10 protein-coding genes are annotated in these 13,174 nt (G+C 63.7%); 6 read left to right on the top strand and 4 right to left on the bottom strand.

The genetic code is table 11. The features are described 5' to 3' along the window. Positions 1-53: 53 nt before the first annotated feature. Complete coding sequence (locus C8K61_RS05280) at positions 54-1,691, top strand: GMC family oxidoreductase (RefSeq protein WP_178086423.1); 1,638 nt, start codon at positions 54-56, stop codon at positions 1,689-1,691. Here C8K61_RS05280 and C8K61_RS05275 read toward each other — a convergent pair. Continuing rightward, a complete protein-coding gene (locus C8K61_RS05275) occupies positions 1,688-2,602 on the bottom strand; it encodes a LysR substrate-binding domain-containing protein (protein ID WP_108095155.1) in 915 nt (304 codons plus the stop codon). The two genes, C8K61_RS05280 and C8K61_RS05275, sit on opposite strands and share 4 nt — an antisense overlap. Before the next feature lie 173 nt (positions 2,603-2,775). Between C8K61_RS05275 and aspA the strand changes: the two genes are divergently transcribed. Further along, positions 2,776-4,206 carry an aspartate ammonia-lyase gene (gene aspA, locus C8K61_RS05270; protein WP_108095154.1) on the top strand — a complete coding sequence of 477 codons (1,431 nt, stop codon included), beginning with the start codon at positions 2,776-2,778 and terminating at the stop codon, positions 4,204-4,206. Positions 4,207-4,402: 196 nt separating this feature from the next. Here aspA and glsB read toward each other — a convergent pair whose 3' ends face one another. Further along, positions 4,403-5,311: a glutaminase B gene (glsB, locus tag C8K61_RS05265; RefSeq protein WP_108095153.1), complete on the bottom strand. Its 909-nt coding sequence runs from the start codon at positions 5,309-5,311 to the stop codon at positions 4,403-4,405. A gap of 50 nt (positions 5,312-5,361) precedes the next feature. Further along, positions 5,362-6,843: a PLP-dependent aminotransferase family protein gene (locus C8K61_RS05260; RefSeq protein WP_108095152.1), complete on the bottom strand. Its 1,482-nt coding sequence runs from the start codon at positions 6,841-6,843 to the stop codon at positions 5,362-5,364. Positions 6,844-7,069: 226 nt separating this feature from the next. Between C8K61_RS05260 and C8K61_RS05255 the strand changes: the two genes are divergently transcribed. The 4 genes from C8K61_RS05255 (at position 7,070) to C8K61_RS27115 (ending at position 12,224) form a co-directional block, all read left to right on the top strand. Continuing rightward, positions 7,070-7,708 (top strand): FMN-binding negative transcriptional regulator, encoded by a 639-nt coding sequence (locus C8K61_RS05255; protein ID WP_108095151.1) that lies wholly within the window; start codon positions 7,070-7,072, stop codon positions 7,706-7,708. A gap of 10 nt (positions 7,709-7,718) precedes the next feature. Continuing rightward, the gene (locus C8K61_RS05250) at positions 7,719-8,168 is read left to right on the top strand and encodes a GNAT family N-acetyltransferase (RefSeq protein WP_108095150.1); all 450 of its coding nucleotides are present in this window, start codon (positions 7,719-7,721) and stop codon (positions 8,166-8,168) included. Between the two features lie 24 nt (positions 8,169-8,192). Further along, positions 8,193-8,867: a GNAT family N-acetyltransferase gene (locus C8K61_RS05245; protein WP_108095392.1), complete on the top strand. Its 675-nt coding sequence runs from the start codon at positions 8,193-8,195 to the stop codon at positions 8,865-8,867. Between the two features lie 207 nt (positions 8,868-9,074). Continuing rightward, a complete protein-coding gene (locus C8K61_RS27115; protein WP_108095149.1) occupies positions 9,075-12,224 on the top strand; it encodes an autotransporter domain-containing protein in 3,150 nt (1,049 codons plus the stop codon). A 96-nt stretch (positions 12,225-12,320) separates the two neighbouring features. Here the strand turns inward: C8K61_RS27115 and C8K61_RS05235 are convergent, their stop codons facing one another. Continuing rightward, positions 12,321-13,139, bottom strand: coding sequence for a Cro/Cl family transcriptional regulator (locus C8K61_RS05235; RefSeq protein WP_108095148.1), 819 nt, complete (start codon positions 13,137-13,139; stop codon positions 12,321-12,323). Positions 13,140-13,174 lie beyond the last annotated feature (35 nt).

Here is a 13,174-nt window from a genome sequence, read left to right as displayed (position 1 = left end):
TGGGAGGGGCTTTAGCCGCGATGCGCTTAAACACATTTTCAAGCGAGGCACCCATGCCTGACTACGACTACCTCATCGTCGGCGCCGGCTCGGCCGGTTGCGTGTTGGCCAACCGCCTGAGCGCCGACCCCGCCGTGCGCGTGTGCCTGCTCGAAGCCGGTGGCAGCGATGCCAGCCCGCGGGTGCAAACCCCGGCCGGCACCATCACCTTGTACAAGAGCAAAATCTTCAGCTGGAATTTCTTCTCCACGCCGCAGAAAGAACTCAACAACCGCCGCCTGCACACGCCACGGGGCAAGGCCCTGGGCGGCTCCAGTTCGATGAACAGCATGATCTACATCCGTGGCGACGCCTCGGACTACGACCGCTGGGCCGAGCAGGGCTGCACGGGCTGGAGCTGGGCCGACGTGCTGCCGCTGTTCAAGAAATCCGAGCGCAACCTGCTCGGGCAAAACCCGGCGTTGCACGGCACGCTGGGCGAGTTGCTGGTGGACCGAGCCCGTGACCCCAACCCGCTATCGACGCTGTTCGTAAAAGCGGCCGCACGGGTGGGCATCAAGACCAACGACGACTTCAATGGCGGCGAGCTGGAAGGCGCCGGCATCTACAACCTGACGCAGAAAAACGCCAAGCGCCTGTCCGCTTACCGCGCCTTTGTCGCGCCGGTGCGTGAGCGCGCCAACCTGACGGTGCTGACCGGCTGCAACGTGCAATCGCTGCTGTGCGAGGGTACTCAAGTGCGTGGTTTGCAGTTGCTCAAGGACGGCCAGCCACTGACCCTGAACTGCAGCCGCGAAGTGATTCTGTGTGCCGGTGCCATTGGCTCACCGCAGATTCTTCTCAACTCCGGCATCGGCCCGCGCGCCGAGCTGGAAGCCGCCGGCGTGCCGCTGGTGTGCGATGCGCCCGGGGTGGGCAAGAACCTGCAAGACCACCTTGATGGCCTGATCACCGTGCGCTCGGCCAGCCCGCTGACCCTGGGTTTTTCCTGGGGCTCGCTGGGCAGCATCCTCGCCTCGCCAATCAAATACCTGCTGCAGAAAAAAGGCTGGCTCACCACCAACTACGTGGAAGCCGGCGGCTTTGCCCGCACGCCGTTGGCCGAGGCGCTGCCCGATGTGCAATTTCACTTCGTGCCGGGCTACCGCAGCCACCGCGGCCGCCTGTTCGAATGGGGCCATGGCTACGCCGTACACACCTGCGTACTGCGGCCCAAATCCATTGGTGAACTGCGCCTGAACCCGCAGCGCGAACTGGAGATCGACTACAACTTTCTCGCCGACATGGACGACGCCAAGGTGCTGATCGAAGGCCTCAAGCTGGCGCGCAAGGTGCTGGCCGACAGCAGCTTCGATGCCCTGCGCGGCAAGGAAATGCTGCCCGGTGCCGAGGTGCAGAGCGACGCACAACTGCTGGCCTATATCCGCGACTACGCCGCCACCGTGTTCCACCCGGTGGGCACCTGCAAGATGGGCGTGGATGCCCTGAGCGTGGTCACCCCCGCGCTGCAGGTGATAGGCATGCAGGGCCTGCGGGTGGCCGATGCCTCGATCATGCCCACGCTGATCAGCGGCAACACCAACGCGCCGTGCATCATGATTGGCGAGAAGGCGGCGCAGTTGATCCAGAGTGAAGGGGCGCGTGCAGCGGCCGCGGCGAGCAACCACAACGCCGCGGTGCAAACCGCTTAGGCCTGCGCCTGCGCGCCGACCCCGGCCTCAAGCTTGCGCCAGAGCAGACGGATCGCCGCCTTGCGCACCAGGGCGCAGCGGTACAGGCGGATCTCCAGTGGCAACTGCCACTGCGGGCCGCCACATTCCACCAGCTCGCCACGGGCCAGCTCGGCGCCGATGCTCAGACGCGGCACCCAGGCCACGCCCAGGCCTTGCAGGGCCATGCTCTTCAAGCTGTCGGCCATCGCGGTTTCATACACCGTGGTCGACCGCAGGCCGCGTTGGCGCAGCAAGGCATTCACCGAACGGCCGAGAAACGCGCCGGCGCTGTAGGCCAACAGCGGCACGCTCTGGCCGCTGTCCAGATCAAACAGCGCCTTGCCCTCGGCATCCACACCGCACACCGGCAGCATTTCGCTGCGCCCGAGCAGCATCGAGGGGAAGATTTCCGGGTCCATCTGCAAGGCGGCGTCCGGGTCGTAGAACGCCAGAATCAGATCGCAGGCGCCTTCGCGCAGGGCATGCACGGCCTCGCCAACGTTGGTCGCCACCAGGCGGCTGGCAATGTTCAGCCCTTCGTTGCGCAAGCGCGCGATCCAGGCCGGGAAGTAGCTCAGCGCCAGGGAGTGGGCGGCGGCGAATTGCAGTACCTCGCCTTGCTGGCCTTCCAGGTGATGCAGGTGGCGCACCACCTCCCCCAACTGTTCGATCACGCTGCGCGCGGTAACCAGAAACAATTGCCCGGCTTCGGTCAGCTCGATGGGCGTGCGTGCGCGGTTCACCAACGTCAGGCCCAGGGCTTCTTCCAGGCTGCGAATCCGTCGGCTGAATGCCGGCTGGGTGACGAAGCGTTTCTGCGCCGCCTGGGAAAAACTGCGGGTGCCGGCCAGGGTGACGAAATCTTCCAGCCATTTGCTTTCGAGGTTCATGGGATCTCCCGTGCGATACCGCTAATTACGCTCGCCGACAAGCGGCAGTCACACCTGCATTATGCCGTTTGTGCATACCCCAGTGTTTAACAGCATTGGCCTAAAAGCGTGTCCGTCCCTAGTCTAGCCTGCATCGCGGCCTAGCCCGTGCCTACCCTGAGATGAACCTCATCATGTCCCCTGTTGCATCATCGCGCATCGAAAAAGATCTGCTTGGCACCCTCGAAGTTCCTTCCGACGCTTACTACGGCATTCAGACCCTGCGGGCTGTGCACAACTTCCGCCTGTCCGGCGTGACGCTGTCGCACTACCCGAAACTGGTGGTTGCCCTGGCGATGGTCAAGCAGGCGGCAGCCGATGCCAACCGTGAACTGGGCCACCTGAGCGCCCCGAAGCATGCGGCGATCAGCGAAGCCTGTGCCCGTCTGGTACGTGGCGAGTTCCATGACCAATTCGTGGTCGACATGATTCAAGGCGGCGCCGGCACCTCGACCAACATGAATGCCAACGAGGTGATCGCCAACATCGCCCTCGAAGCCATGGGCCACAACAAGGGCGAGTACCAATACCTGCACCCCAACAATGACGTGAACATGGCGCAGTCCACCAACGACGCCTACCCCACCGCCATTCGCCTGGGCCTGCTGCTGGGTCACGACACCCTGCTGGCCAGCCTCGACAGCCTGATCCAGGCGTTCGCCGCCAAAGGCCAGGAATTCAGCCACGTATTGAAGATGGGCCGCACCCAGTTGCAAGACGCCGTGCCGATGACCCTCGGCCAGGAATTCCGCGCCTTCGCCACCACCCTCGGTGAAGACCTGGCGCGCCTGAAAAGCCTGGCGCCGGAGCTGCTTACCGAAGTGAACCTGGGCGGCACCGCGATTGGCACCGGCATCAACGCCGACCCGCGCTACCAAGCCTTGGCTGTCGAGCGTCTGGCAGTGATCAGCGGCCAGCCGCTGGTGCCGGCCGCCGACCTGATTGAAGCCACCTCGGACATGGGCGCCTTCGTGCTGTTCTCCGGCATGCTCAAACGCACCGCGGTGAAACTGTCGAAGATCTGCAACGACCTGCGCCTGCTCTCCAGCGGCCCGCGTACCGGCATCAACGAAATCAACCTGCCGGCGCGTCAGCCTGGTAGCTCGATCATGCCCGGCAAGGTCAACCCGGTGATTCCGGAAGCGGTCAACCAGGTGGCGTTCGAAGTGATCGGCAACGACCTGGCCCTGACCATGGCGGCCGAAGGCGGCCAACTGCAACTGAACGTGATGGAGCCCCTGATCGCCTACAAGATCTTCGACTCGATCCGCCTGCTGCAACGCGCCATGGACATGCTGCGCGAGCACTGCATCGTCGGCATCACCGCCAACGAAGAACGCTGCCGCGAACTGGTGGAAAGCTCCATCGGCCTGATCACCGCACTGAACCCCTACATCGGCTACGAAAACGCCACCCGCATCGCCAAGCAGGCGCTGGAAAGTGGCCGTGGCGTACTGGAGCTGGTGCGTGAGGAACAGCTGCTGGATGACGCCAGCCTGGCCGAGATCCTGCGCCCGGAAAACATGATTGCACCGCGTCTGGTGCCGCTCAAAGCAGCGGTCTGACGCCACCCCGTTACACAGTCACCAGGCATTGGGGCCACTCATCCCAAGCCCTTCAGGGAGATACAGCGCAAGCTGTGTCTCCTTTTTTTTATTCCGCTTGGTGTGCCCCGTAGGAGCGGCTTCAGCCGCGATGCTCTTGCCCATCAAAAGCATCGCGGCTGAAGCCGCTCCTACAGGATCGTGTCGCCAACAAAAACTAAAACACCGACCAACCAATGCGCTGACTCAACAATTCCAGCGCCGCCATGCCCACCAGCGAATTACCCGCCGCATTCAGTTCCGGCGACCACACGCACACCGTAAAGCGCCCCGGCACCACCGCGACTATGCCGCCGCCGACCCCGCTCTTGCCCGGCAGCCCGACCCGGTAGGCAAAGTTACCCGCCTCGTCATACAGCCCGCTGGTGGCCATGATCGAGTTCACCTGCTGGGTTTGCCGCGCGGTCAGAATCTGTTCGCCGCTGTGTTTGCAGAAGCCATCGTTTGCGAGAAAACAGAACGCCCGCGCCAGGTCGACGCAGCTCATGCGCAGTGCGCAGTAGCTGAAGTAACTGCGCAGCACCGCCTCTACATCGTTATGGAAATTGCCGAACGACTGCATCAGATACGCCATCGCCGCGTTGCGCGCGCGGTGCTGGTATTCCGACTCGGCCACATGGCGGTCGACCGTCACCTCAAGGTTGCCCGACAGCCGCCGGACAAAATCACGCATCGACAACACCGGCGCAGCAAAGCGTGACTGGTTGATATCGCAGATCACCAAGGCGCCGGCATTGATAAACGGATTGCGCGGCCTGCCACGCTCGAACTCCAACTGCACCAGCGAATTGAACGGTTGCCCCGACGGCTCGTGACCGAGCCGCTCCCAGATCGTCTCCCCGGAATGCTCAATGGCCTGCACCAGGCTGAACACCTTGGAAATACTCTGCACCGAGAACGGCGTATTGGCATCGCCGGCGCAGAACAGCTCGCCATCGTTGCCATACACGGCAATGCCCAACTGGGCAGCAGGCACTTCGGCGAGTGCCGGGATATAACTGGCCACTTTGCCCTGGCCAATCAGGGGGCGGACTTCATCGAGAATTTCGGTTAGCAGCGCTTGCATGGGTGGACTCCGTGGCGAACCTTGGCTAGACGCTTTATGGGTGGCGGACATCACGTAGGTTTCCAGGCGCTCTTCAAGGCGGTTAGCGCCTGGGCAATATGGGCTTCGCTCACGCCAGCAAAACCCATCACCAACCCGGCACGATCATCTTCAGTGCCGGGCGAATCAGGCAGCCAGTAATCGCTCAAGGCATTCAGTTCTACGCCCACCGCCGCGGCCTTGGTCACCAGCTCCAGCTCGCGTTGGCGGCTCGCCACCCGTACGCTCAGGTGCAGCCCGGCGTCCACTTGCGGCAAGGGCTGGCAGCCCGCCACGTCGCTTGGCCAGCCTTTGAGCAGGGCATCCCGGCGCGCCTGCGCGGCGCGGCGCATGCGGCGGATATGGCGCTGGAAATGCCCGGCGGCAATGAATTCGGCCATTACCGCCTGGGTGCCGATTTCCGAGTGGCGCACGCCCAGGGCGCGCACCTGGCTGAAGGCTTGGGTGAGCGCGGGCGGCACCACCAGGTAACCGAGGCGCAGGCCGGGAAAGGCGATCTTGGAGAAGGTGCCGACGTACAGCACGCGGCCGTGCTGATCCAGCGCGGCCAAGGGCGACAGCGGCGTACCGCGGTAGCGGTATTCGCCGTCGTAGTCGTCCTCGACGATCCAGGCCTGTTCACGGGCTGCCCATTCCAGCAGCTGCAAACGGCGTGGCAGCGACAGGGTCACCCCGGTGGGGTACTGGTGCGAAGGGGTGACATAGGCCAGGCGGCATTCTTTCAAGCTGGCCAACTGGCGGGTATCGAAGCCTTCTTCGTCCACCGCCACGCCGTGCAGGCGCGCACCGGCCAGGGCGAAGGCTTTGCCGGCTGCGCGGTAGCCGGGGTTTTCCACCGCCACGCCATCGCCGACATTCACCAGCATTTGCGCGCACAGGCTGATGGCCTGCTGGGCGCCGCTGGTGATGATCACCTGGCCGGGGTCGCAGACCAGGCCGCGGCTATTGCGCAGGTAAGCGGCGATCAACTCACGCAACTGCGGGTCGCCGGCGGCGTCGGCATAACCGAGGCTGGCCATGGGTGGGCGGCGCCAGAAATTGGCCTGCAGGCGCGCCCAGGTGTTGAAGGGAAACAGGTCGAAGGCTGGAATACCGACCCGAAACGCGCGCGGTGCATCCAGGCGTGGCTCGGGCAAATGTTCGGTCTGCAGTCGTTCGAGCAGATTGCTCTGTGGTGCGCTGGCGGGGGGGGCGACTGGTTTTTTGGGCGCCTTGCCACGGCCCTTGGTGGCCAACTCCGCCACGTAAGTGCCGTCGCCGATCCGGCCCTGCAGGTAGCCCTCGGCATACAGCTGGTCGTAGGCGCGCACCACGGTATTGCGCGATACCCCAAGGGCTTGTGCCAGATCACGGGTGGCGGGCAGGCGCACCAGGCTGCCGAGCTGACCGCCGAGAATGCGTTCACGCAGGGCTTGATACAGCTGGCGCGACAGGCCGTGCTTGCGGTCGAGGTGAATGCCGGAAGGGTCGAAAGGCAACGGGGTAGGCGACATAACGAAGTTCTCGTAGGTTGGGCTGAGCGCAGCGAAGCCCAACAGGCCGGCCGCAGGACGGCGCGTATCGGTCTCGGGGAAATTTCCACGCGGAGCCCTCTGGGCTCCCTGTTGGGCTTCGCTGCGCTCAACCCAACCTACATTGGCTCCATGAAATTTGCCATAAATGGCTCTTACAACAGACCAATAGCTGCCCTAGGATCGGTCCATCTGTTGGAGGTTCACCATGTACACGCCCGCTGCATTCCGCGAAGAAGACCTGCCCACCCTGCACGCGCAAATGGTGCAGACACCCCTGGCGATTCTGGTCAGTCACGATGAAAACGGCATGCAGGCCAGCCACCTGCCGTTGCTGCTGGTGCCTGGTGAAGGCCGCCTTGGCACCCTCAAGGGGCATTTCGCCAAAGCCAACCCGCACTGGAAAAGCTTTCAGGCCGGTGCCGAGGTGCTGGTGATCTTCCCTGGTGAGCAGGCCTATATCAGCCCCGGCTACTACCCGAGCAAAGCCGAACACGGCAAAGCGGTGCCAACCTGGAACTACATCGCCATCCACGCCTACGGCCACGCCGACACCTTCGACGACCCGCAGCGCCTGCGCCAGTTACTTGGCGAGCTGACCCAGCGCCATGAGCAGGGCCGCGCCCAGCCGTGGACCCTCGATGAAGCGCCGCCGGCCTATATCGACAGCATGCTGCGCGCCATCGTCGGTTTCGAGCTGCCCATCGAACGCCTCGAAGGCAAGTGGAAGCTCGGCCAGAACCGCGACAAAACCGATTACGACAGCGTGCGCGCTAACCTCGCCGGCAGTGGTTTGAACAATGAAGCCGAGCTGGCCGCGCGCATGCCGCCCCATGCCTCTACCTGAAGGACCGACCATGAGCACCTTGACCATCCGCGCCATCACCGCCGCTGACCACGCCGCTTGGCTGCCTTTGTGGCAGGGCTACCAGCGCTTCTACAAAACCGTGATCAGCGACGAAACCAGCGACGTCACCTGGCAACGGTTTCTCGACGGCGCCGAGCCGATGAATGCCGCGCTGGCCTGGCAAGACGGCAAGGCCATCGGCCTGGTGCACTTCATTTACCATCGCTCGACCTGGACAGTGGGCAACTACTGCTACCTCCAGGACTTGTATGTAGAGGACGGCATTCGTGGCGGTGGCGTCGGCCGCCAATTGATCGAGCATGTCTACGTGGCGGCCAAGGCGGCGGGCGCTTCCCGCGTGCATTGGCTGACCCACGAAACCAATACTGACGCCATGCACCTGTACGACAAGATTGCCGACCGTTCCGGCTTCGTGCAGTACCGCAAACTCTTCACTTAATTCGCCAGGAATCGCCCCATGAGCCTGACTCCGCACCTGAACTGGACACCCGTCGCCGCCCCTACCCGCGACACCCTGCAAGGCCGCACCGTGCGCCTCGAAGCCCTCGACCCGGCGCGCCATGGCGATGACCTGTGGCTCGCCTTGCAAGGCCCCGACTCCGACCCGCTGCTGTGGGATTACCTGCCTTACGGCCCGTTTACCGAGCGCGCTGCGTTCGATATCTGGCTGAGCAACAACGCCGCCAGCAAAGACCCGCTGTTCTTCGCCGTGGTTGAACAAGCCAGCGGCCAGGTGCAAGGCCTGCTCAGCTACCTGACCATTGCGCCAGCGCACGGCAGCATCGAGATCGGTCATATCTGCTACGGCCGCGTAATGCAGCGCAGCGTGCAGGCCACCGAGGTGATCTACCTGCTGGCCAGGAATGCCTTCGACCACGGCTACCGCCGCCTGGAATGGAAATGCAACAACGGCAATGCCCGTTCCAAGCGCGCCGCCGAGCGTTTCGGCTTCAGCTACGAAGGCTTGTTCCGCCAGCATCTGGTGGTCAAAGACCGCAACCGCGACACCGCCTGGTACTCCATCATCGACAGCGAATGGCCGGGCATTGCCAAGGGGTATGAGCGCTGGTTGGCGGTGGATAACTTTGACGCGCAAGGGCAGCAGCTTCAGGAGTTGAAGGCGTTGCGCGAGGAATAATTTTCGCCTCACACCGTCATTCCCGCGTACGCGGGAATCCAGAATCTCGTGTCGGACGTAGACATTCGTACAGTCCTCAACTCTGGGCCCCAGCCTGCGCTGGGGCGACGGTGGTGGGTGGCGATTCTGGCGTACCGCCTCGTCAACTGTTTGTAACAAGCCGCACGCATAGTCGCCGCACTTTTTCTAATAAGAGCGGTGAGATCTATGCATTTCCACACCTCCAGCTTCCGTCTGCTGCCCCTGGTCATCGCCCTGCAAGCGGCCAGCATCGGCGTGGCGCAGGCCGCCAGTTTCAGCGTTGCCAGCGGTACCACCGACACGGTGATCAAAACCGTGACCTCGGGTGAAGCCGGCACCATCGCCAATGGCGGCAAGCTGCAAGTCAACGTTGACTCCGAGGCCGTGGATATCACCGGCACCAGTGGTACGGTCACCCTCAATAACAGCGGCACCCTGGCAAACACCAACACGGGTGAAGATGCCCGTGCAGTGGATAGCAACACCAACGGCGTCAACCTCGTTATCAACAACGACGGCAGCATTACCACGGTCAGCGCCGACGCCATTCGGGTAAAAAAAGCCAATACCTCGCTGGTGTTGAACAACAACGGCACCATCAAGGTGACTGCCAGTGGGACCAGCGGCGGCCAAGCGCTGGATATGCGCGATGCCACCGGCACGGGCAGCAAAGTGATCAACAACGGCTCGGCCACCAACAGTAGCGCGCTGATCGAGTCGGACAACGACGACGCCATCCGCCCGGGCAGCAACACCACCATCAACAACTACGGCACCATCATCAGCAAGGGCTTGGTCAACACCAAATGCCCCGACTACATCAGCGCCTGTAGCTCTGCCACTTCAGCGGCAGACGCCATCGATTCCAAGCTGGCTGTCACCGTCAACAACTGGGGCACCATTTCCGGCCCCCGCCATGGCGTGACCTCCGATGCCGGCGTTACCGTGACCAACTACAAAGGCGGGCAGATCATCGGGCGCAACGGTTCGGGCGTGGGCAGCGATGGCGTCGGTACGGTGGTGAACTACGGTTTGATCAGCGGCCGTTACGCCGGCGCCGGCAAGGTCTATGAACACCTCGGCGGCAGCACCGGCTACAGCACCGCCAACAACGGTGACGGCGACGGCGTGGACATCGACGGAATCGCCAGCATCACCAACTACGGCCGCATCGAAGGCCTGGGCGCCGGTGGCGTCGACTCCAGCGGTTTCCCCAACGGCGCCGACGGCATCGCTGCCGGTGGCGGCACCATCAGCAACTACGCCGGTGGCGAGATCTTCGGGCAGTCCAAGGGCATCCTTATCGACGACGGCGCCAACGGCACCTCGATCGCTGCCCAACGCGGCACCGCGACCGCGGTTGGCGGCATTGCGACCATCACCAACGGTGGCAGCATCATCGGCGCCGACAGCACGGCCATTGGCCTGGTCGGCAACTTCGCCGACAGCCTGACCAACCTCGCTGGCGGCGTGATTCGCGGCGGCACCCAGTCGGTGCGCGTCGACCAGTTGAACAGCACCACTGCGGCGGCGGCTGTGCAAATGGGCGCAGGCAACGACAGCCTGAGCAACGCCGGCTCCATCGTCGGCCTCAACGGCCTGGCCGTGGACATGGGCACTGGCGATGACCAACTGACCGTTCTCACCGGCGGCACCTTTGGCGGCCTGGTGGATGGTGGCGCTGGCAGCGATACCCTGACCCTGGGTGGCAGCGGTAGCGGCACCTTCGACAACAGCCAGAACTTCGAAACCCTGGCCGTCGCTGGCGGCAAATGGACGGTCAGCAGTAGCGATTTCAGCGCCGGCGGCAGCGTGGCCAGCGGCGCCAGCCTGATCAACCAGGGCAGCATCGGTGGCCTGCTCACTGTCGCCAACGGCGCCAGCTACGGCGGCAGCGGGCGCCTAGGCAGCCTGCAACTGAACAGCGGCTCGACCTTCAACTACGACCTCAACGCCAGCGGTGCGCCGGTGCAGGTGAGCGGCACCGCGACCCTGGCCAACGCCACCCTCAACCTCACTGCCAACGGCAGTGGTTATGCCAGCCACAGCAGCCTGCTGATCGCCACCGGCGGGGTTACCGGCCAGTTCGGCACAGTCACCAACAACTTCGCCTTCCTCACCCCCACACTCACCTACACCGCCACGTCGGTGGAGCTGCAACTGACCCGCAACGACACCGCGTTCGCCGCGCTGGCGACCACCGACAGCGCGCGCAACCTGGCCAACAACCTGGCCACGCAAACCAACAGCAGCCTGTACAACGCCCTGCTGACCTCCGACAGCGCTACCGCCAGCCAGGCGCTGGAGCAGTTGTCCGGCGCCAGCAACGCCAGCATGGCTGCGGCTACGTTGGCTGGATCGAGCCAGGTCGGTACCGTGATGCAAGGCGCCATGAGTCAACTCGGCGGTTTGGGTGGCAGCTTGCAGGCTTCGATCCTGCGCGATGACGGTCCGCAACTGGTGTCCGTCGGTGTACCCAATGAAGCGCGCGGTCTGCACGACCCGAAAGCCGCCGGCCGTCTGTGGGTTCAAGCCCTCGGCAGCCACGGCACGGTAGACGGCGAACACGGCAGCAGCGATGTTGACCAGAACACTGCCGGCACCCTGTTTGGTGCCGACTGGGCGATGACCCAAGACTGGCGTCTGGGCGTGGTCGGCGGTTACTCGCGCACCGACGTCGATGCCGGCCAGGGCGCTTCGGGCGATATCGACAGCTACCACGTCGGTGTCTACGCCCTAACCCAGTTCGACCAACTGGCCCTGCGCCTGGGCGCCGCCTACAGCAGCCACGATGGCGAGAACAAACGCCGGGTCAGCTTTGCCGGGGTGAATGAAAAACTGCACGGCGACTACGACGCCGACAGCCAGCAAGCCTTCGCCGAACTGGCCTACCAGTACGCTGACGGCCGCCTGCTGGCCGAGCCGTTCGCCGCCCTCGGCTACCAGCGCTACAACCGCGATGCCTACAACGAAAAAGGCGGCGACGCCGCCCTGCACGTCGACTCGCAAGACCAGGACAACGTCAGCAGCACCCTGGGCCTGCGCATCGCCCACCTCGGTCAGTTCGACAACGGCATGAGCTTCACCCCACGCATGAGCGTCGGCTGGCGCCACACCTACGGCAACGTCGACAGCGAAACCCGTCAGGCCTTTATCAGCGGCGGCAGCAGCTTCAGCGCGCAAGGTACGGCGCTGGACCGCAACAGCTTGCTGCTGGAAGCGGGCTTTGATGTGGGCCTCACTGCCACCCAGACCCTGGGCTTGGGTTATGCCGGGGAAATGGGCAGCAACGCGCAGAACCATGGCGTGATTGCGCAGTGGCAGTTGGCGTTTTAATCGGCAATTGATGTTTGCCGGAGTTCGCGGCTAAAGCCCCTCCCACGCGGATCGCAGGTCCTTGTGGGAGGGGCTTTAGCCGCGATGCTTTGGGGGCTACTCGATCTCGAACAGGCCATTGCTGATCGGCCCTACGGTGAGCCGCTGACGAATGTCTTCGTCAATCCGTGGGTCATCCGGCCGGTACAGCATCACCTGCCGATACGCGCTTACCCGGTTGATCTCCTCGCCCAGATATTCCCACACCACCCGGGTACAGGCCGGCGTGCGCCGGTCGCCGCTGGAGACGCCAGTCTTCAGGCCGTTCAGGCGGGTGATGCGGCTTTTGTAGCTGGGAATCAGGATGGTCTGGCTCATTTCATTGAGGGTCAGCGACTCATAGTCGATCAGAAACACCCGGTCCTGCAGGTGAAACGCCGCGCCCAGATAGCGGCAGCGCACCCAGTCTTCCGCCTGCACGTTTGCGCTGGCCGAGCGTTCCTGGCGTTCCTGGCGCTCGAACAGAAAAGTCCCGCGCTCCTCACGCAAATGCACCAACGACAGCAGGATGGTGCCCGGCACCGACATGCAGTTGGAGTATTCGAAGTAGTAGCCGCAGTAGCGCGACAGGCTGGTGGAATGCTCGCGCAGCGGTTGCAGCAGGTTCGACAGCGGGTCGTTGCTCGGCATGTTGCTGGTGTCGGCCAGGCGCGCGCCGATCAGACGGGCGAACTGCTCCGGCGGCAGGCTCAGCTCGTACTCCTCGACGCCGAAGAAATCGCCGATGCGTTTGCGGTTGTAGCTCGTCGGCTGGCTTTGCCCGCTGAGGTACTTGTTGAACTGCGCGCGGTTGATCGACAGCAGGCGGCAAACCTCCGCAATAGAGCGGTAGTGGCTGCACAGCAACTTCAGATTGATGCCCAGATTGTCCGACACGATGCTGCCCTCCGGTGATGCGAGCGGCGCGACTA

The sequence above is a fragment of the Pseudomonas sp. GV071 genome, from assembly GCF_003050835.1.
Taxonomy (GTDB): Bacteria; Pseudomonadota; Gammaproteobacteria; order Pseudomonadales; family Pseudomonadaceae; genus Aquipseudomonas.
Note: the sequence above shows the minus strand (reverse complement) of the source record. Positions and strands in the feature narration are given on the sequence as shown.